Raw genomic sequence first — 24148 nt, forward strand, 5'->3', positions numbered from 1 at the left:
CCCGGTCTCCCACCCCCCGTCGCGGAGGGTGACGATGCTGATAATGGCGCCCGTGAGCAAGCCCCGGGTACTTGTCGTCGAGGACGACCACGAGCTCAGGGACGTGCTGGTGCGTGGTCTACGGGAGGCCGGCTTCACGGTGACGGCGGCCGTGGACGGCGCGGCCGCACTCCGGACTCCGACCGAGACGCTGGACGCCGCGGTGATCGACATCGGCCTGCCCGACTCCGACGGCCGGGACGTCTGCCAGGCCCTTCGCGCACGCGGAGTGACCGCGCCGGTGGTGTTCCTCACCGCCCGGGATGGTCTCACCGACCGGCTCTCCGGATTCTCCGCCGGGGGCGACGACTACCTCGGCAAGCCGTTCCACTTCGCCGAGCTCGTCGCCCGGCTGCGAGCAGCACTGCACCGATCCGGCCGTGATGCCGGACCGGTGGTGGACGACCTCGCGCTCGATCCGGTGAACCACGAGATGAGCGTGCGGGGGGTGGTGGTGTCGCTGACGCCCACCGAGTTCCGGATCCTCGCCCGGCTCGTCTCGGCCCGCGGATCGGTGGTGCGCCGACACCAGTTGCTGGCCACCGGCTGGCCGGACGGCGCGATGGTCGCGGACAACACCCTCGACCAGTACGCCGCCCGGGTACGCCGCAAGTTGAGGGACGTCGGGTCGACCCTGGAGCTGGAGACGGCCCGCGGACTCGGATACCGGCTCAGGTGATCCGCCCGGCCACGCTGCGCGGACGCCTCGCGCTCGTCGGAGTGCTCACCGTCGCCGCGTGGGTGGCCGTTCTGACGGTGGGGTTCAACGTCGGCCTCACCCATCGGCTGCACAGCCAGGCCGACGACCTGCTCCGGGCCCGGGCCGAGGCGACGGCGGCCACGGTCGACGTCGGTCCCGGTGGCCGGATCGACGTACGGGAAGTTCCCAACGACACGGCGCTGGACACCGGGATCTGGATCTACGAAGGCCACCGGCTCGTCGAGGGCGACAACAGCCCGGTAGTCCTGCGTGACGACACCGCCGCCCTCGCCGGGCAGGGCGAACGGTTCCGCGATGCTCGCTCCACCACGCCGACCCGCTTGTACGCGCTACCGCTGAGTCTGGGCCATCACCAGGTCGGCACCATCGTCGCGGCGACGTCCCTCGATCCGTACCAACGCACCGCGCGACTGGCGCAGGTGGGTTCGATCGTCCTCGCCGCGCTGCTGCTCGCCGGCGTCTATGTCATGGCGCGGTTGACAGTCACCAGGTCACTCGCGCCGGTCGACCGGATGGCCGCGCAGGCAGCCGAGTGGAGTGCCCACGACGCCACGCAACGGTTCGGAACCGCCTCCAGGCCTGACGAACTGGCTGCCCTCGCCCTCAGCCTGGACGGCCTGCTCGACCGGCTGTCCGCCGTACTCCGGCACGAACGACAGCTTTCGGCGGAACTCTCCCACGAACTCCGCACGCCACTTGCGCACATCGTCGCCGAGACCGAACTCCTGATCGGCAGGGAGCGCTCGGCGGAGGAAGCCGCCCGCGCCCACGGCGCCATCCGGGACAGCGCGGATCGCATGGGCCGGATCATCGAGACGCTCCTCCTTGCCGCCCGTGCCGACATCGTGGAGACCCCCGGACGGTGTGCGGTGGACGAGGTGCTGGCCTCCATCGTGGCCCGGCGACGTGCGGAGTGTGCGGTGTCGCTGTCGTTGTCCGTCGAACCGTCCCCCCTCTACTGCGGCATCAGCACAGACATCCTGGAACGGATCGTCAGCCCGGTCCTCGACAACGCGGTGCGGTACGCGTCCGGACAGGTGCGGCTCACCGCGCGGCGAACGGAGAACCTCGTCGAGATCCGGGTCCGTGACGACGGACCGGGACTGGCCCGCGACGACGCCGAACGCGCGTTCACGGCCGGCTGGCGCGGCGACCCGGCCGACCTGCACGACGGCGCCGGGCTCGGCCTCCCCCTCGCACGGCGGCTCGCGCGATCCGTGGGCGGCGATGTCGGGAACGTGCCGGTCGGGAAGGGCGCCATCTTCCTCGTCCACCTGCCCACCGGCTGATCCTGCGGATCCGGCATACGATCGGTACGGGTGACCAGGTTGCCGACGTCGGGAGGTCACCATGGTTGTCGCGATTGTTCTTGTGCTCGCGTTTGTCCTGATCGCGTTCTTCGCGAGCGCCCGGGTCGTACGCCAGATCGAGCGTGGCGTGGTGTTCCGGCTCGGCCAGGTGCTCTCCCCCGCACGGCAACCCGGCTTCACGATGATCATCCCGTTCGTCGACCGGATGCGTAAGGTCAACACCCAGGTGGCGACGATGCCGGTGCCCGCGCAGGAGGGGATCACCCGTGACAACGTGACCGTACGCGTGGACGCCGTTGTCTACTTCAACGTCGAGGACCCGATCCGCGCGATCGTCAACGTCCAGGACTACGACTTCGCCGTGTCGCAGGTGGCGCAGACGTCCCTGCGTTCGATCATCGGCAAGAGTGAGCTCGACGACCTGCTCTGCAACCGCGAACGCCTGAACGAAGGGCTCGCGCTGATGATCGACAGCCCTTCCGTCGGGTGGGGAATCACCATCGACCGGGTGGAGATCAAGGACGTCGCCCTGCCCGAGACGATGAAACGGTCCATGTCGCGGCAGGCCGAGGCCGAGCGCGAACGCCGTTCCCGGATCATCACCGCCGACGGAGAGTTCCAGGCGTCGAAGAAACTCGCCTCGGCAGCAACGGAGATGGCGGACACGCCGGCGGCCCTGCAGCTGCGCCTGCTCCAGACCATCGTCGAGGTGGCCGCGGAGAAGAACTCCACCGTCGTCCTCCCCTTCCCGGTGGAGTTGCTGCGGTTCCTCGACACCGCTGCCGGCGGACTGGTCCAGCAACTGTCCACTGCCAAAGGGGAACGCACGCCCGACAGCGGGCCGGCCGAGGTCGAGTCGACCCCGTCCCGGCCGGCCGTACCCCGCCAGACCCGCTCGGACGAGGCCGAGCAGCACCCCCACAGCTGACCCCGCCCCGCTCCGGCCTGGCAGGATCGTCCGGCATGAGCCGGACAGCGTGGGGTACGCATGCGGTCGAACTCGGCGACGACCAGGTGACCAAACGATTCCCCGAGGCCGACGGCGGGCGTGCGGAACGTGAATGGCGGGCGCTCACGATCCTGCACGAACACGCCCTCGGTCTCGTTCCCCAACCACTGAAAGCTCAGCTCGACGTGCACGGGTCGACGGTGGTGATGTCCCGGCTTCCCGGCACTCCGTTGCGCGGTCTCCTGCTGACCGGCGAGCAACTCGCGGCACTGGCGGCAGCCATGCGGAAGGTCCATACGGCGGTACCTACCGACGTGCTCCGGCACGTGCCGATCCGGCCCAACCAGCAGGCCGGACTCGTCACCCACATTCACCGGTGGGCCACCGAGAAGCCGGTCCAGGTCGACGACCAGGTGCGACGTGCAATGGCTGCCGGGCCGGCGTGGTTGGAACGTTCGGGTCTCGAGGCAGGAGGCGCCGCAGACGTTCCGCCGGTGTTCGGGCCAGGAGACGGCAACCTCGCCAACTATCTGTGGGACGGTTACCAGGTCCGGATCGTCGACTTCGAGGACTCCGGCCGCAGCGACCGGACGTTCGAACTCGCGGAGATCACCGAGCACGTCGGCAGCTGGGTGGAGCACCCCCTGGACGTCACGGCGTTTCTCGGCAACTTCGAGTTGACACCCGTCGAGTCCGTACGCCTGCGTGAATGCCGCCGGCTCCTCGCCCTCGTCTGGCTGTACTTCCTGACGTTCGACGTCGACAACCGCCGGAACCCGCCGGGCACAGTGGAACACCAGGCCGACCGCCTCATGGCGTTGCTCGGCTGATCCTTGTCGGCGCCTGCTGACCCGGGACGGAGCAGCCGCGACCTGCCTGCCTCCGGAGCGGGTGTCCGAGAGCGGCCGTTCCAGCCGGATTCGCGCTGTCCTGCTTGCCATCCCCGCGGACCGGGTGCAGGCTGCGTCATCGTCGTGCACCGCGACCAGGGAGGCCACCATGTCCCGTTCACGTGCTCCACGATCCGTCCTTCGACGCGTCCTCCTGCCGGTCGCGGCCGCCGCGCTCGCGGCGGCGTTCTCGGCCGCCGCACCTCCTTCCGCGTCGGCGTCCGCGCCGGTCACGACGTCGGCCACGTCCGGGGCCGTGTCCAGGGCCGTCGCGACGGACACGCGTACGCCATCGTCACAACCTGGCTGGCGGCGGGTGTGGGCGGACTCGTTCGACGGCGCGGCAGGCAGCCGGGTCGACGCGGACCGGTGGACGTACGACGTCGGGCCGGGATCGAACTTCGGTACGGGCGAGATCGAGACCGCCACCGACTCGACCGACAACGTCTTCCAGGACGGCCGAGGCAACCTCGTCATCAGGGCACTGGGTTCGGACCGCACGTGGACGTCCGGCCGGATCCGTACGCCACGGCTCTTCGGGGCCCCGGCCGGTGGCGCCATGCGAGTCAGCGCATCCATCCGGCAACCCAACCCGTCCTACGGCCTCGGCTATTGGCCGGCGTTCTGGATGCTCGGACCGGGCGACTGGCCCGGAGCCGGCGAGATCGACATTCTCGAGGACGTCAACGCCCGCAGCCAGGTCGCGTCCACCTTCCACTGTGGCGTCTACCCCGACGGCCCGTGCCAGGAGCCCATCGGCATCGGAAGTGGCCTGCAACCCTGCCCGGGCTGCCAGACCAGCTTCCACACCTACTCCGTGGTCGTCGACCGGAAGAACCCGCACCGCGAAAGGATCCGCTGGTACCTCGATGGCGTCCAGACCTTCGCGATCGACCAGTCCCAGGTGCCGGCCGAGACCTGGCGGTCCGCGGTGGACCACGGCTTCGCCATCATCCTCGACCTGGCGATTGGCGGCGGCTTCCCCGACGGCGTGTGTGGATGCAGTACGCCGACCCCGCAGACCACGTCCGGCGGCACACTCCAGGTCCGATACGTCGCGGTCGACGCACTCGGCACGCCGCGGAGCGCACGACAGTAGCGAGAGCACCGTAGTCGGAACATCCGGCCGTTGTGTGCGGCCGTAGGCGTGCGCCGCCGGCGCAATCACCCACCTCGGTTTGTCGACCGGCGCGAGGGGCACATGCGCGCTTGACGGACGACGGCCTCATCGTCGACCCATCGGCTGCTTTCGGGGACGGCACACGATGTCACGCAGATTCGCGCTGGTTCTGGTTGTCATCGGCCTCCTGGCAGGCGCTCTCACGGTGCCGGTGCTGCTGGACCAGGCCAGGGACACACCGTCGATGTCGAAGGCGGCAGACGCCCGTCCGGCGATGTGGCCGCACCCGACCCCGTCGCCGACCCGGCCCAGCGGTGGCAAGGTCGGCGAGGCATGGGGATGGACACAACTCACTCCACGCGGCACGGTGATCCGCTGGGCCTCGACCGAACAGCCCGCCGGCAACTGCCCGACCATCAACTACACCTACCAGGGCACCAGAACCGGCCACCCGATGGTCTTCGTCAGTGGCCCGTTCGGAACGCAGTTCCCCACGACCGTCTGCCGGTTGCCCGTCCCCACCGGCGCCACCAATGCGGTCATACAGCTCACCACGACGAACGCCAGGACCGTCCATCCGACGAATCTCCAGCTGCCGTTGCCGCGGTGGGAGGCCGCGGGCAGGCCTCGGCCCAACAGCATCGTGACGATCGGCGACGCCGGTTGCGAGGTCAGGTCCACGAATCCGGCGCTGGACCAGAACTGCGCGCAGAACTGGCCGTTCCAGCCGCTCTCCATCAACGCTGCCGCGATGTCCCGTCCCGAACTCGTCGTCGAGGCGGGCGACTACGTGTATCGCGAACAGCCGCAGGCCGCCAACGACGCCACGCTCGGATGCGACATGCAGGGGCAGGCGGCGGACTGGGGCTGTCTGGTCAAGGACTTCTTCCACCCGGCCGAGGCACTGCTCGGGCAGGCGCCGTTCATCTTCGCCCGTGGAAACCACGAGGTGTGTACGCCGGGAACCGGGCGGGGTGCGGAGTGGTTCCGCTATCTCCACACGGTGCTCTTCTCCAACAACCAGTGCTTCACCTACCCCGACACACCCACCCAACCGGTCCAGATCAACGCGGGCACATTGCACTTCATCCTGATGGACACGTCCTCCGCCACACCGGGCGACGACTTCACCCTCGTCCCGTCGGAGGTTCCGCTGTGGAGGCGAGCGTTCACCCAGGTGAACGCCTTGGCCGCCAACAATCCGTCACAGGACTACTTCCTGATAACGCACAAGCCGCTGTGGATGGTGCAGGCCGCCTCCTCGACCGCGGTCACCTGGACGAATCCCACGCTGGCGAAGTCGATCTCACAGACCACGCTCGGCGTGCTGGCGCCCAACATCCGGCTCGTCCTGTCCGGACACGAGCACCTCTACCAGATGCTGGGCTTCAACAGCACACGTCCGCCGCAGTTGACGGTGGGCTCGTCGGGCTCGGAGCTCAACACCGCACCCGACGACAGCAAGGTGGTCGGCAAGGTCGTCGACAACCAGCCTGTCACCCAGTCGATCTCGCAGGACGTGCACGGATACCTGCTGCTGCGTGACATCGCGGGTCAGTGGCAGCTGACCTTCCACGACACCACCGGCTCCAAGCTGGGCCCGGCGTGCCTACTGGGCAACGGTGCCACGAAGACGCTCACCTGCGTCTGAGGTCCGCACGACCGGGCGATCGCTCCCTTCGCGCAGCGCGTAGGAGTTCGTCGACCGAGTCGTTGCCCGTGGGGAGAACGACAGAGTCTGTTCGTGCACCCGCGGCCAGCACCCGCTCGAGAATCTCCCACCGGTGGGGATGTGTGGCGTTGTCGACCGCCCACACCGCGACCCCCAGGACGGTCGAGTGGTGGTAGTTCTCGGCGTCCTCCAGCGGAGCCTTGCGGGCGAGCAACAGATCCACCACCTCCAGGTGGCCGTTGACCACCGCCCAGTGCAGTGCGGTGAGCCCGGCCATCGCCCTCGCGCCCAGGTCGGCACCTCGCCGGGCCAGGAGGTCGACGACCCGCCCGTGTCCCAGCGACGCAGCCACGACGAACGCCCAGGCCAGGTTGGCCTCCGGACGTCGCGGCAGGTTCGGCCGGATCCCGACGATCCGAACGTGCGGGCGTAGCCGCCCCTCGTCGTCCAGACAGTCGCGAACGAGATCCTCCCGGCCGAGGCCGGCTGCCGAGACGATGTCGTCGATCCGTGCACCTCGTCGGACCAGCGCCTCGGCGGCGGGTGGGTACTGGTGCGCCAGTGCGGTCAGCAACGGCCGGTTGTCCTCGCCCGGTCCGTTCACCGCCGCACCGAAGTCGACCAGCGTGTCCACCAGCGCGGGCTGCACCCCGGCTTCGGCCGGATGCAGACTCGAGACGAGCAGCTCCATCGTGGTCGCATCCTCCGCCCCGTACATCGAGGCGCCCGCGTCAGCTGCGGCCCCTCGCGTCAACAACAGGTTGGCGATCTCGACAGCGTTGGCCGGGGTCTTCTGCCGGTACGTCTCCACGCCGTTGGCGGCGACGTAGTGCAGCAACGTGGCGCGGTGCGTACGGGTCGACCGCACCCGGACGAGGCCGGGTTCGCGATCCACCAACTCCGTCAGCGCGTCGAGGTCACCGACGATGATCGCGTCCACGGCGGCTTCGTACCGGCCGACGGCACCGTCGACCAGCCCTTGCAGGTGGGCGGCGAACCTCGGCCAGCTGGCGAAGCCGTGCTCCCGGGCGATCACGAACTGCGCGTCGGTGAGCGCTGGACCGGACCTGTCCCGCGTACGACCCGTTGCACCCGCCGTGGGCAACTCGCGGTTGACACGTTCGATCGCGGCCGGATCGCCTGCCCGGCAGGCCTTCAGCAACTCCTTGGCCTGCTTGCGGTACTGCTCCAGGCTGGGACGGGGCGGGAGCGACCGGGCATGGATGACGTCCATACGAACCTCTTTCGTAGGTCGCCTGGGGTCCGCCCGGGTCAGGCTGAAAGAAGGTTCGTCACCTTCGATGCGCTGGGTGGGTGGGCACTGCCCTTTCCGCGGACCGGTCGCGCCCCTCGCGCGTACCGGCACGCTAATCCGCGAGCGAGTGCCGCGTCAACCATGCTTCCCGGTCGCCGCCGGCCATCCCTGCCTCACCTCCTGATCGGTGTGCGTGCCAGCAGGACGGCTCCGCCGACGCAGACCAGCGCCGGCACGACCAGGCTCCACCGGGGTCCGTACGCCGTCATGATGCCCGTGGCGGCCGCGAGCACGAGGGTTTCGAGGGTCATCCGCGCCGTGCTGAACATGGCCGCGGCCGCGCCACCGGACTGGTGACGGACGTCCCTCAGCGCCTGGCCGTCGGGCACACCCTCGGTGATCCCCACACAGAGCCCGAACACCAGGGCACCCGCGAGGAGGCTTCGCTGGGAGTGGGCCGGCACCAGCAGGATCCCCGTCAGGCCGCACAGAGCAAGTGCTGCCATCACCAGCGCCCTGGCCCACCGGCGAGCGATCCGGGCGCCGAGCACCGGCAGCGCGACCGAAGGAGCGGTGAGGAGCACCAACATCGTCGTCTGTCCCCAGCGCGACATCCGTCCCGCGACGGCGATCTGGGGCAGCACGGTGAGAGACACCACGAAGACTCCCATCAGCGCGCCGGTCGCGTACGCGTAGGCACGGAAGGCGGGCACCCGCAGGACGTCGAACGGGATGACGGGACGGGCCGCGCGCCGCTCCACCACCGTCAGCGCCGCCACGGTCACGACCGCGACCGCCCCGAACGCCAGGGGCGGCCACCAGAGCCCGAACGGACGGGGACCGAGGCCGAGGCCGGTCACCAGGGTCGCGATCGCCGCACCGAAGAGGAGAGCGCCCGCCAGGTCGAACGACCCGTCGGATTCGTTCGTACGAAGGGAAGGAAGCCCCACAGTGAAGGCTGCGGCGACGGCCGCGACGATCGCCGGCCCGACGAAGACCGCCTGCCAACCGACGACGGCCAGCAGCGCCTGGGTGGCGACCGGACCGGCAGCCGTGGCACAGCCGAGGACGGTCCCGACGAGACCGTAGACGCGGGTGCGCTCCTCGCCGCGGTAGACGGAGAGCACCAGCGAGGAGCCACCCGCCGCACACATGGCGGCGCCCACTCCGGCCAGCGTGCGCAGGCCGACCAGCACAGCCAGGTTCGGGGCGAGAGCCGAGAGCAGCCCGGTGACGGCTACGAGAAGGTTTCCCGCCGCGAAGAATCTCGAACGGCTGGAGCGATCGGCAAAGGCGCCCGCGAGCAGCAGGGTCGCGGCGAAGGCTCCGTTGTAACCGGTGACGATCCAGGGTGCGAGTGAGCCGGGCCCGCGAAGTGCCGCGGCCACCGCGGGGATGGCACCTGTCGAACCGGTGATCGCGAGTGGGAAGACGGCGGTGGAGACGAGGTCCGCGACCAGGATCTGCCGGCGCCGAAGGGTAGGAAGAACGAACACGCGTGCGCTCCATCAGGACAAGACGTCGGAGCGCGACAACGGCGCTCCCGGCCAGTGCTCAGGAGCGGCGACGTCATCTGGGGTGCTGCGCCGCCGCTAACGACGGCGCGACGTGTCTGATTTCGGCACGGCCACACGGTAGCAGCCGCGAACCTCAGCGGGGATCCTCGCCGACCAGCCCGTCCACCGACTCCCGGATCAGGTCCGCGTGACCGACGTGCCGGGCGTACTCCTCGATCATGTCCGCGAGAAGCCTTCGCAGGTTGGGGGTTCGGCCGTCCGGCCAGGTGAAGGAGGCCGGCCGGGCCAGGCCTCCGTCGGCCACCGCCTCCGCCACCAGGACGCGGGACCGGTCCACCGAGTCCTGCCACAACCTCATCAGCTGCTCGGGGCTGTCGTCGGCAGCCGTACGCCACTCCCAGTCGGGATCCGCGTCCCAGTCGACGGTGTCCCACGGCGGCTGCGGAGCCCGGCCGTGCAGCTTGACCGAGAACATGTCGTCCTCGACGGCCGCAAGATGTTTCAGCAGGCCACCCAGGGTCACCGTGGACGGCCCGAGGGTTGCCCGCAGCCCGGCCTGATCGAGGCCGCCACACTTCCAAGCCACGTACCCACGAAGTCGCTCGAGCGTGCCGAGAAGGGTGTCGAGTTCGGTGCCGGCCACGGGAGGTTCGCGCAGGATCGCGCCGCTGTCGTTGCTCACGGGCACGGACGCTAGCGTGGGTCCCGGACGTTTCGCTGCCGGAACGCCTCGACCGCTGGAACCGGAACGAGCGATGACCGACGACCTGAGCCCCACCTCCCGGGCCCTGCTGGCCCTGGAGCTCATCCAGAACAGCCCGGGCATCACCGCCCAGCGGCTGGGCGAGCGGCTGGGGGTCACCGAGCGCGCCGCCCGCCGCTACGTCGCGATCCTGCGGGAGGCCGACCTGCCGATCGAGTCGGTCAGCGGCCCCTACGGCGGCTACCGGGTGGGGCGCGGTCTTCGCCTTGCACCGTTGATGTTCAGCGCCGCCGAGGCGGTCGGGCTGGTGATGGCGGTTCTTGAGGGGCATCGAGGGGCTGCCGATCCGGCGGACCTGGTGGGCAGCGCGCTGGCCAAGATCGTGCGGGCGCTGCCGGAACGGGTGGCCGAGCCGGTCCGTGGCCTGCGCGACGCGCCCGCTCCCCGCAGCCCCGACGAGCCGTCGGCCAGTCCCGAGCTGACCACCCGGCTGGTCGAGGCCTGCGCGGCCGGGCGCCGGCTCCGGCTGACCTACCGGCTGGGCCGCGACAGGGACCGGACGATGGACGTCGACCCCTGGGCGGTCGTACTCCGGCACAGCCGGTGGTACCTCCTGGCCTGGTCCCACACCCGGCAGGCGCGGCGGGTGCTGCGCGTGGACCGGGTCGTGTCGGTGGAGTCGCTGGCCGAGTCGTTCACGCCCCCGGCGGACCTGGATGCCCTGCGTACGTTGGAAGAACACCTCTCCCAGGGATGGACGTACGAGGTCGACGTCGTGGTCGACGCGAGTGTCGAGGAGACGTCGCGGTGGGTACGGCGAAGCCTCGGCCGCATCGAGGCCGACGCCGAGGGCCGAACACATCTCCGGGCAACGACGGACGAGCCCGAGTGGTACGCCCGCCAGCTCGCCGCCATCCCGGCGCCCTTTCGCGTCCTCGCCTCACCCGAACTCCAGCGCGCCGTCACAGACCTCGGTCGACGGCTGACCCAGTCTGGAGGCTGATCCGTCACTCCGGTCTGCGTAGGCCGGAGACGAGCAGCCCGACCAACCTGCGTGCGTCGTAGCGGGGATCGTTGTCGGCGCCGATGCAGAGGTTTCCGACGCCGCGCATGAGTTCGTACGCCTGCACGCCTCCCCGGATCTCACCGGAGGCGACGGCCGCGTCGAGCAGTTCTGCGCCGACGGGCAGAAGGCGGTCGAGGAAGTACGTGCCCAGGGTCTCCATGCCGGCACTGTCGGACCGCATCACGGCGGCGAGCCCGTGCTTGGTCACCACGAAGTCGACGAAGAGGTCGATCCACTTCACCAGGGCGGCGTAGGGGGTCCTGCTGGTCTTCAGCAGTTTCGGGCCCGCCTCGGCGCACGCCTCGACCTGGTGGCGGAAGACGGCGATGATCAGGTCGGCCCGGGTCGGGAAGTGGCGGTAGATCGTGCCCACCCCGACGCCCGCCCGGGCGGCGATCTCGCGGACCGGTGCCTCCACACCTGCCGCCACGAACACCGCGGCGGCCGCGTCCAGCAGGGCCTTCTCGTTACGCCGGGCGTCCGCCCGCTTGGACCGGGTTTGCCCGGCGTCCTTCTCCGGGCCCTGCCCGCCCTCGCTCACCGAACCGTCCCCTTCTCGTCGGCCGACCTTGTAAACCGGAACGTCGTTCCGTATCGTTACCGGAGCGGCGTTCCGCTTGCGCCCATGATGCCACCCTCGCTCGCAGTGGAGGAACCCCCATGCACTACCGCACCCTCGGCCGCACCGGCGTCCAGGTCAGCACCCTCGCGCTCGGCGCGATGAACTTCGGCAGAGCCGGACGTACGACCCAGGACGAGGCCACCGCCCTCGTTGATGCCGCCCTCGAGGGCGGCATCAACCTGATCGACACCGCCGACAAGTACGGCGACGGCGAGTCGGAGGATCTGGTCGGCAAGGCCGTCGCCGGCCGCCGCGACGACATCGTGCTGGCCACCAAGGCCGGCCTGCCGATCGGTGAGGAACGCAACCACCGTGGGAGTTCGCGCCGCTGGCTGGTCACCGAACTCGACAACAGCCTGCGCCGCCTCGGCGTCGACCACGTGGATCTCTACCAGATCCACCGATGGGACCCGGCCACCAGCGACGAGGAAACCCTGTCCACGTTGACGGATCTGCAGCGTGCGGGGAAGATCCGCTACTTCGGCTCGTCGACGTTCCCCGCCTATCGCATCGTGCAGGCACAGTGGGCGGCCCGCGAACACCACCTGAGCCGGTACGTCACCGAGCAGCCGAGCTACTCGATCCTGCAACGAGGGATCGAGACGCACGTGCTGCCGGTGACCGAGCAGTACGGCCTCGGCGTACTGGCGTGGAGTCCGCTGGCCTCGGGCTGGCTGTCGGGTGCCGTCCGCGCCGGCCGCGAGGTCACCACCAACCGTTCGAAACTGCTACCGGAGCGCTTCGACACCACCATCCCCGCCAACCAGGCCAGGATGGACGCGGTCGAGCAGCTTGCCGTGGTCGCCGACAAGGCCAGCTTGACGATGATCCAGCTCGCGCTCGGATTCGTCACCGCGCACCCCGCGGTGACCAGCGCGCTCGTCGGCCCACGAACCCTGGACCACCTGCACTCACAGCTCGCCGCGGCCGACACCGTGCTCTCCGCCGACGTCCTCGACGCGATCGACGAGATCGTCGCACCCGGCGTGGACCTGGCACCGCAGGAGAAGCACGACACACCGCCCGCGCTCCTCGACCCGTCGCTGCGCCGCCGCTGAAAGGACCGACGACACGTGCCCACGCACCACACATCCCAACCCAGCTTCGGGATCATGACCGCGCCTTCGCAGGTCGACTATGACGACATCCTGCGGGTCTGGCGCGAGGCCGACGCGATCCCGCGGATCGAGCACGCCTGGTTGTTCGACCATCTGATGCCGATCTTCGGCGACCCGAACGGGCCCACCTTCGAGGGCTGGACGCTGCTCTCGGCCCTTGCCGCACACACCCAGCGGCTGCGGCTCGGCGTACTCGTGACCAGCAACCGCTTCCGGCCGCCGGCGATACTGGCCAAGATCGCCGCGACCGTCGATGTCGTGTCGGGCGGGCGGCTCGACTTCGGCATCGGGGCGGGGTCACGTCCCAGTCATCCGCTGGCGCGCCGCGAGTACGACGCACACGGGCTGCCCTTCCACGACGCCGAACACGCCGTGGGGAGTCTCGCCGAGGCGTGCACGGTGATCCGCCGGTTGTGGACGTCCGGCGAGCCGTTCGACTTCGACGGTACGTACGTCCAGCTCACCGGTGCGTACGGAAACCCCAAGCCGGTCCAGCGTCCCCATCCGCCGATCATGATCGGTGGCCGTTCGTCGGCGACGCTGCGGGTGGCCGCCGAACACGCCGACCTGTGGAACATCCCCGGCGGCGGTCCCGTCGACGACCTCCTGCAGCGAAGCGCCCTGCTGGACAAGTACTGCGGGGAGATCGGCCGCGACCCCGCCTCGATCGTCCGCTCGATCCACCTGCCGGTCTCCTACGACGACCCGGGCACCACCCGTGACGCGATCGGCGAGGCGGTCGGCGCCGGCTTCGGGCACGTCATCCTCAGCCTCTCGGCGCCCTACCCCACCGGCGTCGCCCAATGGGTCGCCGACGAGCTCATCCGCTGAGGGTCAACGGTCGTGCGGTGAGCGCTGGGCGAGGCCGTGCAGGCGCGCGTTGTACGCCGTCAGCTCGGCGTCGTCGTCCCGGTCCGCGGCCCGGTCGGTGCGCCGGGCAAGGCGCTGGTCGCTGCGCCACCAGTCGAGGAACACCACCACCAGGACGAGTGCGGTGGGCACCTCGGTGAACGCCCACGCGATGCCGCCGCCGGTGGACTGGTCCTGCAGCGGCGAGACTCCCCACGCAGCCGGCGGATGCGCGAAGAAGCCGGCGATCAGGCCCGAGGACATCATCACCGCGATACCGAAGACCGCGTGGAACGGAACGCCCACGAACAACTCGGCCAGCCGGACGGGGTGACTCACCCGATGCGGTCCGGGATCGACACCGAGGATCGGCCAGAAGAACAGCAGCCCGACGGCAAGAAAGTGAACCAGCATGAGGTTGTGACCAGCCCAGTTCGACATCGCCGCGTCGAAGACGGGCGTGAAGTACAACCCGTACAGGCTGACGAGGAACAACGGCAGGTTGAAGAACGGCGACGCGAGCACCCGGGCGACCCTGCTGTGCAGTACGGCAAGCAGCACCTCGCGTGGCCCGCGGCGCCCACGCGGCGCGGGCCTCAGCGCACGCAGGGCGAGCGTCACCGGTGCCCCCAGGAGCAGGAGGACCGGTGACAGCATGCTCAGCACCATGTGCTGAACCATGTGCACGCTGAACAACTCCATGCCGTACCCGCCGACACCGGTTCCGGTGACGGCGACCACGGTGAGCAGGCCCGCGGCGAAGACGATCCACCGGCCGACGGGCCAGCGGACGCCTCGGCGCCACACCACGACCATGCCGAACGTGTACGCCAGCAGGGCGATCGCGCAGCCGGCCGGGAACACCGGCACCGGTTGCGGATGCCAGGCGAGCAGCCGGGACAGCGTGGGTGCGAGCATGGGCATCCACATCGGCCCGCTCATGCCGCCGCTGATTCCACCGTTCATTCCGCCCATGCCCACCACGCACACCTGCCGATCAGACGTTCACGACCGGCCGCGGGGCGAGGTCGCCCAGGTCGTCGGCGTGCTCGGCAGGCACCAGCACGCTCAGCCGGTCACCGTTTTCCAGCACCGTGTCACCGGTGACCGGCACGGTCGCGTCGTCCCGGCGGATCGCCATCACCCGGGTGGTGGGCGGCCAGTTCACCTCGCTGATCCGGCGCCCGGCGAGGTCGGCGTCAGCGCCCGCGTTGCCGTCCAGGGTGAGCCCGACGACCCGGAACCCGCCGAGCTTGCGCGGCTCGGAGCGCGCGTCCTCGGCCACGTCGGCGAGCTGGCGGCGATACCGCGTCAGCACCTGCCGGTGATTGAGCCAGCCGACGAGTTCGCTGCCGTCGTCGGCGAGTACCGGCAGCCCGTCGTCCTCCGCGTTGTCGAGGAGGCTCAGCGCGCTGGCCAGGGTCTGCGCACCGGACAGGGCGGGCACGGCGGTGGCCAGGTCGGCGGCGGTGGCGTCGAGCTCGTTGTCCCGGGCCGCGGCCTCCGCCTGGCGTACGGAAATCGTTCCGCGGTAGGCGCCCTGCGCGTCGACCACCGGTACCGCCGGGTCACCGCCCTCGGCCAGCCGGGACAGTACGTCGTCCAGCGGCGCGTCGTGGGCGAGCGGCGCCGGGACCGGCTGCATCGCCTCGGCGACGGTGAGCGTCTCCAGCAGGCTGGCCGAACGGCCCCGCAGGATGTCGATGCCACGGCGGCGGAGCTTGAGCGTGTAGATGGTGTCCCGGGACAGCCGCTTGGACAGGGCGGTCGCCACCGCGACCGCGGCCATCAGCGGAAGAATGATCGAGTAGTCGCCGGTGAGCTCGAAGATGATGATCACCGCGGTGATGGGCGCCTGCGAGGTGGCGGCGAAGACCGCACCCATGCCGACCAGTCCGTACGCCCCGGCAGATCCGACCAGCCCCGGCAGCGCGGCGTGCGCGGCCAGGCCGAACGCACTGCCCGCCATCGCGCCGAGGAACAGCGACGGCGCGAAGACTCCGCCGGAGCCACCTATCGAGATGGTGAGACTGGTGGCGATCACCTTGCCCACCAGCAGTACGAGCAGGAACCACACCACGTAGTGGCCTTCGACTGCCCCGGCCAGGACGGGGTAGCCGACGCCGTACATCTGCGGGAGCACCAGCAGCACCCCGCCCAGCAACAGGCCACCGACCGCCGGGCGGAGCCACTCGGGTCCGCGCCAGATCCGGTCGGCGAGGTCCTCGAAACCGTAGAGAATCTTGACGAAACCCAGTCCGACGACCGCCGCGAGCACACCCAGCAGGACGTACGTCACGAACTCCGCCGGCGAGGTGAGGTGGAACGCCGGCAGGTGCAGGAACGGTGCGTCGCCGAACACCGCGCGGCCGATCACCGCCGCCGTCACCGAGGTGAGGACGACCGCGCCGAACGACTCCGCGCCGAAGTCGTTCAGGATGAGTTCCATCGCGAAGAAGACGCCGGCGATCGGGGCATTGAACGTTGCCGAGATCCCGCCGGCGGCGCCACAGGCCACCAACAGGCGCAGGCGTTTCTCCGGCAGTCGTACGAGCTGGCCGAGGCTCGACCCGAGTGCCGAACCGATCTGCACGATCGGGCCCTCCCGGCCGACCGAGCCACCGGACCCGATGCACAGTGCCGATGCCAGCGCCTTCACCACCGCGACCTGTGGGGCGATCCGGCCACCGCGTTCGGCCACCGCGAGCATCACCTCGGGCACTCCGTGGCCGCGCGCCTCGCGGGCGAAGCGATACACGATCGGCCCGTAGATCAGGCCGCCGACGACCGGTGCAAGGACGACGAAGAACATGCCGAGGCGTGGTACGAGATGGTTCACGGCATGGCCGGCGCCGGAGTAGTCGGCGTGGCCGCTGAAGAACTCGGTGAACCACAGGATCAGGTAGCGAAAGGCGACGGCGCCCAGCCCGGCACCGAGACCGACGACCAGTGCCAGCGGCACCAGCCCGGCAGGGGTGCCCCGCAGCCAGTCGAAGGCACGGCTCAACCGGCTGGACGGACGCCGGACCACGACAGGTGAGATCGGTTCCACACTCACGAGCGGTGCTCGCCCTCCACTTCCTCGTCTTGTTCGTACCGTTCGAGCTGTTCGAATCCCAGCCACCACTGCTGCTCGGGCACCTCGCCGGCGGCGTTCGCCAGCGCACGGAGCCCGGCCACGGCGCCCGCCTGCTCCTGCGGCGACATCCGCGCGACGATGCGGCGAATCTCTTCTCGGCGACGACGTGTCACCTTGGCGACGTATCTCTTGCCGGCCGGCTTCAGCGTCACCTCCACCGCACGGCGGTCGCCGGAAAGGGGCTGCCGGTCCACCAGGTCCGCCTTCACCAGGCGGTCGATCAGCCGGGTCGCGGTCGAGGGTGTGACGCCCAGCTCTGCCGCGAGATCGACCCCACGCTGAGGCCCTCGGCCGGCCAGAACGACCAGCGCGCGGTACTGCGGAAGGGTCACGTCACCGAGATCGGCCACCGAACGGGCAGCCACCGCGACCAGCGCACGGCTGGCCGTGATCAACGCGTCGACCACACCTTCGGGGTCCTCGCCTGATTCATGCACTGCGCGATTATTGCAACTCGCAATTATCCGCGTTGCATCGGTTCCTGCCGGGACGGCGAGAACCCGCTCAGGCGCGGCCGCCGAGCGGCGCGTGGAAGATCTCCCGCAACGCCAGGGTCGCGGCTCCGATCGTGGGCGCGTCGACCAGGTTCGACACCTCGATCCGAACGGCGTCCCGCATTGCCGGGAAGATCCGTCTGCGGACCTCCTCGCGAACCGGGACGACCAGTGCGTCACCGGCAGCGGAGAGTTCCCTGCCGAGCAGGATCAGTTCGGGGTCGAGGGTGTAGATGATCGTCACGATGCCCGCGGCCAGGTGCCTGGCCACATCCGCGAAGACGTCGACGACGTGCGGGTTGCCGGCGTGCAGTGCGGTCACAGCCTCGGGCAGCGTCAGGTCCGTGGCGCGCCCCCTTCGCCCTGGCCGTGAACGCGATCGTACGGCCTCCAGCACCCGGGGGACAGAGACGTACGTCTCCAGGCAGCCGTTGTTGCCGCACGCGCACCGTGGACCGTCGAGGTCGACGCTCAGGTGGCCGGCCTCCCCCGCGAGGTCGTGGTTGCCGCGGTAGAGGTCACCGTCAAGGACCAGGCCGGTTCCCACGCCGACGCCGAGATTGAGCAGGACGAAGTTCTGCGTTCCCTGTCCCGCGCCGAACCACAACGCGGCGAGCGCACTCGTGTTGGCGTTGTTGTCGACGCAGGTCGGCAGGTGCCACCGGCGCTCGAGCTCGGCGGCCAGCGCGACGGCCCGCCACGAGTCGAACGAACGAGGCGCGAGGTACCTGCCCGTGCGGATGCTCACCGGTCCGGGGATACCCATTCCGATGCCCACCACCCCGTCGCGCTGCCGGGACGTCAGGGGCCGGAGCAGACGTTCGACGACCCGGCTGCCGATCGGCACTGCCGTCTCCTCCCGCCACGGACTGTCGGCCTCCTGCTCGATCCGGGCATGTACCACGCCGGACAGGTCGACCAGCGCACCGGTGATCGTGTTCCTGGCCAGATCGAGCCCGACGGCGAACCGGGCCGTCGGGTTGATCTCCAGGGTGATCGGCCGCCGACCGGCGCGTTGCGGGGAACGGACACCGGTCTCGCTCGCGAGCCCGGAGGCGATGAGCTCCTCGACGATGTGGGAAACCGTTGCCGGGTTGAGTCCTGTCGCCCGAGCGAGGTCGACACGTGCGATCGGTCCCATCCGGTGGATCGCACGGAAGACCGCCGCCCGGTTGCTCTGCTTCACGCTGCGGTGGTTGGCGCCGGAGTACTCGTTGGCGAGCCGCATCTTCTTCGACCTCCTGCGTCCACCACCCTTGACAGGGTCGAAAGTGATCAATACGTTAACCGACCAGAGTTGGTTGCAACAATCACTCAATCAATCCCGATCGATCGATCGACCTCAAGCGTTTGCAGTTCTGCAGCTCCGTAGGTTCAGTCCGCAATTCCCCAGCCCCACTTACCTACAAGGGGGTGCCTGGCCGTGCGACTTTCCTGTGCGGAACAGATGCTGGGCCAGCGTCCGATCGAGGACAAGCTCGACTTCGTCCGGGAAGCCGGACTCGACGGCATCGACCTGCGAATGGCCACCGTCAGCGAGGCGTCGGCGCGTGACAGACTCGCCGACAGTGGCGTTCCGGTGGGCGCGATCTATTCCCAGCTCCGCGAGCCGGGCCTGCTGTCCGCCGCTGCCGAAGACCGTGCCGGCGCGGTCGGCAGGGTGGTCGAGTACGCCGAGACCGCGGATGCCGTTGGCGCGTCCAACCTGATCGTGGTGCCGGTCTTCGGTGCGGCGAGACTCCGTGGTTTCGAACCGGTGCTCCCCTTGCACTATGTGGAGACCGCCGTGCTCATGGTGAGTCTCGCCGAGATCGCGGAACGGATCGCCGACCTCAGCGTGCGGGTCACGATCGAACCGCTGAACCACGGTGAGACCCACTTCCTCACCGATCCCGGTGTGGGTGCTGGCATCTGTGACGCGATCGGGTCACCTCGCATCGCCACGATGGTCGACACCTACCACTGCGAGCGCGAAGGCCAGGACATCCCGGAGATGATCAAGGCCGCCGGTGAGCAACTCGCCCTGGTACATCTTTCCGACACCGAACGACGCCTACCCGGGGGCGGTGACATCGACTTCGGCGCCGTCCTGGCCACTCTGGACGACTGCGGCTACACGGGCTGGCTGGGCCTGGAGTGCCGACCGGTCGACGACGTGGAAGACCTCCGCCGGAGCGTTCGGCACCTGCGTGAGGGAGCCCGACCATGACCATCACGGTCGCAGTCGTGGGAGCCGGCCGCATGGGTCGCCTGCACGCGAAGCAGCTGACAGAGATCCCGGACGTGCGCATCGTGGGTGCAGCCGACGTGCGCGCGGAAACGGTCGAGGACTTCACCGCGGAGTTCGGGGGAACCGGATCGGTCGACTACCGAGAACTGCTCGACCGGACCAGGCCGGACGTGGCGTACTTCTGTACGCCCGCCGGCGAGCACCTCGACCAGCTCACGTTCGCCGCCGAGCGAGACATCAACGTGTTCGTGGAGAAGCCGTTGGCCCCGTCGGTGACCGCGGCCACCGCGGCCGTGGAGGTCATCGAGCGGCACGGCGTCCTCTGCACGGTGGGCTATCAGTGGCGCTACAGTCCGCTGACCGACGTGGCACGGGACGCACTGGGCGGACTCCCGCCGACCATGCTGGCCGGATGGTGGTACTGGACGATCCCGCCTCTCCCCTGGATCCGGGACCGGCGAACCGGCGGTGGCCAGATCTTCGAGCAGGCGACGCATCTCATCGATCTCATGCGCTTCCTGGCCGGTGACGTCGACACCGTCTTCGCGGCGTACGCGGACAACGCGATTCCCGAGGAGGAGTTGCCGAACTGGGACGCCAGCGCTGTCACGCTGGGGTTCGCCAACGGCGCCGCCGGAAGCGTCCATTCCACCTACGCGTTGTTCCCGGGGATTCCGGGATCGAACGGTGTGGACGTCGCCGCCCGGGAGGTTCTGGTCCGGGTCAACCTCGCGAAGGCGACGGTGTTCCGTCGCGGAGTTCCGCCTGAGGAGACCGCGGCCCGAGTCGGCTGGAACATCGACCAGGAGTTCATGACGATCGTTCGGCGCAACGATCCGGCCGCGGTGCGGGCGACCGCCCGCGAGTCGGCCCAGAGCATCGGCGTCTCGCTGGCCGCCAACTACTCGGCAGTCACCAAACAGATGGTGGACCTGCGGGACTTCATGACGAACCCACCCGACGACGCCACCATCATGCCGCTGTGAAGCCCCACAGGAGGTTGTGACATGCGTGATCGACCCATCTCCCGGCGAAGAATGTTGCACCTCGTCGGCGCCGGAGGCGTGGGCCTGGTCACCGCGTCCTGCGTCGACACCTCCGAACCCACCAGGGACGGTGCGGGACAGCCCGCCCGCCGGAAGTCCTCGTCGGCGTTCAACATCCCGGACGCGGCAACCAAGCTGCCGAGCGGCAACGTCCGGTTGCGCTGGATGGACTCCGGAGACATGAAGGCGCGCTTCTTCGAGAAGTTCTTCCCCGCGTACCAGAAGAAGCATCCGAACATCTCGGTGAAGTACGACGGCACGAACTGGAACCAGATCACCCAGGTGGTGACGTTGGGCGTGCGGAACGGGACCGTGCCCGACGTGTTCCAGCTGCCGGGCCAGATCACCATGGGGATGGCCGTCTCGAACCACTGGATCGGCGCGTACGACGACATCATCCCCGACTTCGACAAGGTGAAGGCGCGTTACCCCAGCTACTCCTTCGCTCCCGGCGTGACCGACTTCGACGGCAAGACGTACGGACTGCCACTCACCGGCAACGGCCGGATCAACAACCTCCTGCTGTTCAACCGCGACCTGGTGAAGGACGTCGGGGCAGACCTCGACACGGAGGTGATCTCCTGGTCGAAGCTGCGCGAGGTGTGTAGGACGGTCGCCAAGCAGGGCAACGGAAAGTACTACGGGATCATCTTCGGACTCGCCCAGCCGGGCGGGCTGTCCGGGCCGGTCAGCACTCTGTGCGAGATGGCCGGAGTGCACGGTGGCGCCGACGGCATCGACTGGCGAACGGGCAGGTACAACGTCTCCCACCCCACCGTCGTCGAGGCCATCGAACTCATGCTGGCGATCAGGAAGGACGGCAGCGCCCACCCGGACTCCGTCAACCTCGACGCGCCTGGTGCACGGTCACGAATGCCGTTGGGTCAGGCCGGAATCATGTTCCAGGGGCCGTGGAACATCCTTCCCTGGCGGGAGGACAACCCGGACTTCCACCTCGGTCTGAACATTCCGCCACAGCAGAACCCCGACAACATCTGGCCACTCACGTTCGGGCCCGGCGGATCCAACGCATGGGTGTACTCCAGCAAGACCAAACTGGGACCGGTCATCGGCGACATCATGACCTACCTTTCCAGCGCCACCGGCCAGGTGCGGTGGGCCGACTACGACGGCGCGGCCGATCCGCCGTCGTTCCCGGAAGCGATCAAGAAGGCCAGGCTGGACGAGCTGCAGCAGAAGGCCATGGACCTCGGCGCGAAGCACACCGTCATCCGGCCCGAACCCGCCGTACGCAACCCCGACGTCAGCAAGGTCTACGAGGTGCAGGTTCCGGCACAGCCGACGTTCAGCGACACCCTCGTCGGCCTCTACACCGGACGGATCGGCGGCAGCGTCGCGCAGGCGATGAAGCAGATGGAGGATCGCCTGGAGAAGTCGCTGGAGGACGCCATCAAGAAAGCGGCTTCACGCGGCGCCAAGGTCTCCCGCGACGACTGGGTCTTCAAGGACTGGAACCCGCGCGCTCCCTACACCAAGCTCTACCAGGACTGAGCACGATGGCGTCGATTTCCGCCGTACGTCGAGAGCCGACAGGGCAAGAGCCCCACGGCTCGCTGCGCCGGCGCATCTGGGCGGCCCGACCCTGCTACCTGCTGATGCTTCCCGGGCTCGTGCTGATCGTGATGTTCTCGTTCTACCCGCTCGTCATGTCGTGGTACTACGCGTTCTTCGACTGGAGTGGCTTCGAGCAGGCGAAGCACTTCGTCGGTTGGCAGAACTTCCGCGAGCTCATGGGCGACGAGTACTTCTGGAAGGCGTTCGGGCGGTCGGCGTGGTTCGCGGGGGTTGCGACACCCGTCGAACTCCTGCTGTCACTGGTCGTCGCGATCGTCCTCAACGACCGGTCGCTACGACTCGCTCCGCTGTTCCGGACGCTGTTCTTCGTTCCTGTCGTCACCACCACAGCCATCGTCAGCATCGTCATGAGCATGGTCTTCTCGGCCTTCAACGGCCCTGCCAACGAGGTGCTGCGCGCATTCCACCTCACCGAGCGCCCGGTGGGCTTCCTCACCGACCCGCACCTGGTGATGTGGACCGCGATCGGCATCTTCGTCTGGAAGTGGTTCGGCCAGCCGATGATCTACTGGCTCGCCGGCCTGCAGACCATTCCGTCGGAGCTGTACGAAGCAGCCCAGGTCGACGGAGCCGGCTGGTGGCGGCGCTCCGTCTCCATCACGGCGCCGCTGCTGACGCCGTTCGCGGTGATCATCACGCTCATCGTGCTGGTCGGAAACATGCAGGTGTTCGCCTTCATGCAGGCGCTGACCCACGGCGGCCCGTACTTCTCCACCGAGGTGATGGAGCTGTACATCTACCGAACGGCCTTCGGTGCCCAGGGCCAGGTCTCGGCGCAGCGGCTCGGGTACGCCTCCGCCGCGGGCGTGCTGTTCGGCCTGTTGCTCATCGTGCTCGCCGTCGCCCAGATCACCGCAGTCCGCAGGCTGCGCCGCGGGCCCGGAACCCCGGCGGAATCTCGATGACCACCCCCGAGCTGACCGCGCGGGGCTCCCGGGCGAAGATGGGCGTCCCCAGCGCCGGTGTGAGTCGGCCGCGCCCGCGGGGGCGGGTCAGGCGGATGGTGACCTATGCGATCCTCACGCCGATCGCCCTGGCCTGGATCTATCCGTTCCTGTGGATGATGTCGGCGTCGGTGCGCCCGAACGGCAAGGTTTTTGCCGGTCTCGGGCTCTTCCCGACGAAGTGGTTCTTCAGCAACTACACCGACGCGTGGGTCGATGCCGAGATGGGGCGCTACTTCCTCAACACGGTCGTCGTGACCTTCGGCGGCGTAGCGATCGTCGTCTTCACGACCGCCACCATGGGGTACGTCCTCGGCCGGTACGCCTTTCCCGGACGGCGAATCCTGGTCGCTGTACTCGGCGCCCTCGTCTTCCTTCCGCAGGGCTACACGATCATCCCGATCTTCGACCTGATCGGGAAACTCCACCTTGACGGCACGTTGTTCGGGATCATCATCGCCGAGAGCGGCCAGGCGCACATCATCCAGCTCCTTCTCTACGCGGGGTACTTCCGGCAGCTCCCGAAGGAACTCGAGGAGTCGGCGACGATGGACGGCGCCGGCTTCTTCACCATCTTCGTGCGGGTCTTTCTCCCGCTGGCGAAGCCGGTGACGGCCACCGTCGTCATCCTGCAGTTCATCGCCAGCTGGAACGACTTCCTGCTCCCGCTGGTGCTGACCCTCAGCCAGCCCGACCTGCGCACGCTCGCGGTCGCGGTTTACTCGTTCCAGGGCGAGAACTACACCAGCTACGCACAGATGAACGCGGCCAGCACGATCAGCCTGCTTCCGGTGGTCGTGGTGTTCCTCCTGCTTCAGCGCTACTTCGTCGAGGGGATCGCCGGTGCGGTGAAGCAGTGACCGAAGGG

22 protein-coding genes are annotated in these 24148 nt (G+C 69.0%); 14 read left to right on the top strand and 8 right to left on the bottom strand.

All coding sequences use genetic code 11. The features are described 5' to 3' along the window. The first annotated feature begins 52 nt into the window (after nt 1-52). The 6 genes from FHR37_RS19460 (at nt 53) to FHR37_RS19485 (ending at nt 6680) form a co-directional block, all read left to right on the top strand. On the top strand, nt 53-718 hold the full coding sequence (locus FHR37_RS19460; RefSeq protein WP_237768924.1) for a response regulator transcription factor: 666 nt from the start codon (nt 53-55) through the stop codon (nt 716-718). Further along, nucleotides 715-2049 carry a sensor histidine kinase gene (locus FHR37_RS33215; protein ID WP_202818199.1) on the top strand — a complete coding sequence of 445 codons (1335 nt, stop codon included), beginning with the start codon at nt 715-717 and terminating at the stop codon, nt 2047-2049. Before FHR37_RS19460 ends, FHR37_RS33215 begins: the two co-directional genes overlap by 4 nt. A 61-nt stretch (nt 2050-2110) precedes the next feature. Continuing rightward, entirely contained in the window at nt 2111-2998 is an 888-nt protein-coding gene (locus FHR37_RS19470; protein ID WP_092885189.1) for a slipin family protein, read from the top strand. Nucleotides 2999-3033: 35 nt separating this feature from the next. After that, on the top strand, nt 3034-3849 hold the full coding sequence (locus tag FHR37_RS30990) for a phosphotransferase family protein (protein ID WP_092885191.1): 816 nt from the start codon (nt 3034-3036) through the stop codon (nt 3847-3849). A 169-nt stretch (nt 3850-4018) separates the two neighbouring features. Beyond that, entirely contained in the window at nt 4019-5008 is a 990-nt protein-coding gene (locus FHR37_RS19480; RefSeq protein WP_092885483.1) for a glycoside hydrolase family 16 protein, read from the top strand. A gap of 166 nt (nt 5009-5174) precedes the next feature. Beyond that, complete coding sequence (locus FHR37_RS19485; protein WP_092885193.1) at nt 5175-6680, top strand: metallophosphoesterase family protein; 1506 nt, start codon at nt 5175-5177, stop codon at nt 6678-6680. Here FHR37_RS19485 and FHR37_RS19490 read toward each other — a convergent pair. The 3 genes from FHR37_RS19490 to FHR37_RS19500 all read right to left on the bottom strand — a co-directional run bounded on the left by FHR37_RS19490 (nt 6667) and on the right by FHR37_RS19500 (nt 10155). Beyond that, nucleotides 6667-7935 carry an ankyrin repeat domain-containing protein gene (locus tag FHR37_RS19490; RefSeq protein ID WP_092885195.1) on the bottom strand — a complete coding sequence of 423 codons (1269 nt, stop codon included), beginning with the start codon at nt 7933-7935 and terminating at the stop codon, nt 6667-6669. The two genes, FHR37_RS19485 and FHR37_RS19490, sit on opposite strands and share 14 nt — an antisense overlap. 194 nt (nt 7936-8129) lie before the next feature. Continuing rightward, the gene (locus tag FHR37_RS19495; RefSeq protein WP_092885197.1) at nt 8130-9452 is read right to left on the bottom strand and encodes an MFS transporter; all 1323 of its coding nucleotides are present in this window, start codon (nt 9450-9452) and stop codon (nt 8130-8132) included. 154 nt (nt 9453-9606) lie between these two features. After that, entirely contained in the window at nt 9607-10155 is a 549-nt protein-coding gene (locus FHR37_RS19500; RefSeq protein WP_237768925.1) for a mycothiol transferase, read from the bottom strand. Between the two features lie 73 nt (nt 10156-10228). Between FHR37_RS19500 and FHR37_RS19505 the strand changes: the two genes are divergently transcribed. After that, nucleotides 10229-11179: a helix-turn-helix transcriptional regulator gene (locus tag FHR37_RS19505; protein WP_092885201.1), complete on the top strand. Its 951-nt coding sequence runs from the start codon at nt 10229-10231 to the stop codon at nt 11177-11179. Between the two features lie 4 nt (nt 11180-11183). Here the strand turns inward: FHR37_RS19505 and FHR37_RS19510 are convergent, their stop codons facing one another. Beyond that, nucleotides 11184-11783 carry a TetR/AcrR family transcriptional regulator gene (locus FHR37_RS19510; protein ID WP_092885203.1) on the bottom strand — a complete coding sequence of 200 codons (600 nt, stop codon included), beginning with the start codon at nt 11781-11783 and terminating at the stop codon, nt 11184-11186. A 119-nt stretch (nt 11784-11902) separates the two neighbouring features. Between FHR37_RS19510 and FHR37_RS19515 the strand changes: the two genes are divergently transcribed. Both FHR37_RS19515 and FHR37_RS19520 read left to right on the top strand, forming a co-directional pair. Then, nucleotides 11903-12922, top strand: a complete 1020-nt coding sequence (locus FHR37_RS19515; protein ID WP_092885205.1) for an aldo/keto reductase — start codon at nt 11903-11905, stop codon at nt 12920-12922. A gap of 54 nt (nt 12923-12976) precedes the next feature. Then, complete coding sequence (locus FHR37_RS19520; protein WP_092885484.1) at nt 12977-13813, top strand: LLM class flavin-dependent oxidoreductase; 837 nt, start codon at nt 12977-12979, stop codon at nt 13811-13813. A gap of 3 nt (nt 13814-13816) precedes the next feature. Here FHR37_RS19520 and FHR37_RS19525 read toward each other — a convergent pair whose 3' ends face one another. The 4 genes from FHR37_RS19525 to FHR37_RS19540 form a co-directional block, all read right to left on the bottom strand. Then, nucleotides 13817-14806 (bottom strand): cytochrome c oxidase assembly protein, encoded by a 990-nt coding sequence (locus FHR37_RS19525; protein WP_237768938.1) that lies wholly within the window; start codon nt 14804-14806, stop codon nt 13817-13819. A gap of 22 nt (nt 14807-14828) precedes the next feature. Further along, a complete protein-coding gene (locus FHR37_RS19530; RefSeq protein WP_092885207.1) occupies nt 14829-16889 on the bottom strand; it encodes a chloride channel protein in 2061 nt (686 codons plus the stop codon). Further along, nucleotides 16886-17407 carry a MarR family winged helix-turn-helix transcriptional regulator gene (locus tag FHR37_RS19535; protein WP_092885209.1) on the bottom strand — a complete coding sequence of 174 codons (522 nt, stop codon included), beginning with the start codon at nt 17405-17407 and terminating at the stop codon, nt 16886-16888. The genes FHR37_RS19530 and FHR37_RS19535 overlap by 4 nt, the downstream gene beginning before the upstream one ends. Before the next feature lie 67 nt (nt 17408-17474). After that, complete coding sequence (locus FHR37_RS19540) at nt 17475-18692, bottom strand: ROK family transcriptional regulator (protein WP_092885211.1); 1218 nt, start codon at nt 18690-18692, stop codon at nt 17475-17477. 219 nt (nt 18693-18911) lie between these two features. Between FHR37_RS19540 and FHR37_RS19545 the strand changes: the two genes are divergently transcribed. From FHR37_RS19545 to FHR37_RS19565, 5 genes are read left to right on the top strand one after another with little or no spacing between them, the layout of a single operon-like run. Then, nucleotides 18912-19673, top strand: coding sequence for a sugar phosphate isomerase/epimerase family protein (locus tag FHR37_RS19545; RefSeq protein ID WP_092885213.1), 762 nt, complete (start codon nt 18912-18914; stop codon nt 19671-19673). After that, nucleotides 19670-20680, top strand: a complete 1011-nt coding sequence (locus FHR37_RS19550; RefSeq protein ID WP_092885215.1) for a Gfo/Idh/MocA family protein — start codon at nt 19670-19672, stop codon at nt 20678-20680. Before FHR37_RS19545 ends, FHR37_RS19550 begins: the two co-directional genes overlap by 4 nt. 21 nt (nt 20681-20701) lie before the next feature. Then, a complete protein-coding gene (locus FHR37_RS19555) occupies nt 20702-22252 on the top strand; it encodes an ABC transporter substrate-binding protein (protein WP_092885217.1) in 1551 nt (516 codons plus the stop codon). Between the two features lie 5 nt (nt 22253-22257). Beyond that, complete coding sequence (locus FHR37_RS19560) at nt 22258-23241, top strand: carbohydrate ABC transporter permease (RefSeq protein ID WP_092885219.1); 984 nt, start codon at nt 22258-22260, stop codon at nt 23239-23241. Continuing rightward, nucleotides 23238-24140, top strand: a complete 903-nt coding sequence (locus FHR37_RS19565) for a carbohydrate ABC transporter permease (RefSeq protein ID WP_237768926.1) — start codon at nt 23238-23240, stop codon at nt 24138-24140. Before FHR37_RS19560 ends, FHR37_RS19565 begins: the two co-directional genes overlap by 4 nt. Nucleotides 24141-24148 lie beyond the last annotated feature (8 nt).

It is taken from the genome of Actinopolymorpha cephalotaxi (genome assembly GCF_013408535.1).
Lineage (GTDB): Bacteria > Actinomycetota > Actinomycetes > Propionibacteriales > Actinopolymorphaceae > Actinopolymorpha > Actinopolymorpha cephalotaxi.

Bases quoted from the DNA above. Each gene is read 5' to 3' on its own strand.
- FHR37_RS19470 (WP_092885189.1), top strand. From the start codon at position 2,111: ATGGTTGTCGCGATTGTTCTTGTGCTCGCGTTTGTCCTGATCGCGTTC.
- FHR37_RS30990 (WP_092885191.1), top strand. From the start codon at position 3,034: ATGAGCCGGACAGCGTGGGGTACGCATGCGGTCGAACTCGGCGACGAC.
- FHR37_RS19480 (WP_092885483.1), top strand. From the start codon at position 4,019: ATGTCCCGTTCACGTGCTCCACGATCCGTCCTTCGACGCGTCCTCCTG.
- FHR37_RS19485 (WP_092885193.1), top strand. From the start codon at position 5,175: ATGTCACGCAGATTCGCGCTGGTTCTGGTTGTCATCGGCCTCCTGGCA.
- FHR37_RS19490 (WP_092885195.1), bottom strand. From the start codon at position 7,935: ATGGACGTCATCCATGCCCGGTCGCTCCCGCCCCGTCCCAGCCTGGAG.
- FHR37_RS19505 (WP_092885201.1), top strand. From the start codon at position 10,229: ATGACCGACGACCTGAGCCCCACCTCCCGGGCCCTGCTGGCCCTGGAG.
- FHR37_RS19515 (WP_092885205.1), top strand. From the start codon at position 11,903: ATGCACTACCGCACCCTCGGCCGCACCGGCGTCCAGGTCAGCACCCTC.
- FHR37_RS19520 (WP_092885484.1), top strand. From the start codon at position 12,977: ATGACCGCGCCTTCGCAGGTCGACTATGACGACATCCTGCGGGTCTGG.
- FHR37_RS19525 (WP_237768938.1), bottom strand. From the start codon at position 14,806: ATGGGCGGAATGAACGGTGGAATCAGCGGCGGCATGAGCGGGCCGATG.
- FHR37_RS19540 (WP_092885211.1), bottom strand. From the start codon at position 18,692: ATGCGGCTCGCCAACGAGTACTCCGGCGCCAACCACCGCAGCGTGAAG.
- FHR37_RS19545 (WP_092885213.1), top strand. From the start codon at position 18,912: ATGCTGGGCCAGCGTCCGATCGAGGACAAGCTCGACTTCGTCCGGGAA.
- FHR37_RS19550 (WP_092885215.1), top strand. From the start codon at position 19,670: ATGACCATCACGGTCGCAGTCGTGGGAGCCGGCCGCATGGGTCGCCTG.
- FHR37_RS19555 (WP_092885217.1), top strand. From the start codon at position 20,702: ATGCGTGATCGACCCATCTCCCGGCGAAGAATGTTGCACCTCGTCGGC.
- FHR37_RS19560 (WP_092885219.1), top strand. From the start codon at position 22,258: ATGGCGTCGATTTCCGCCGTACGTCGAGAGCCGACAGGGCAAGAGCCC.
- FHR37_RS19565 (WP_237768926.1), top strand. From the start codon at position 23,238: ATGACCACCCCCGAGCTGACCGCGCGGGGCTCCCGGGCGAAGATGGGC.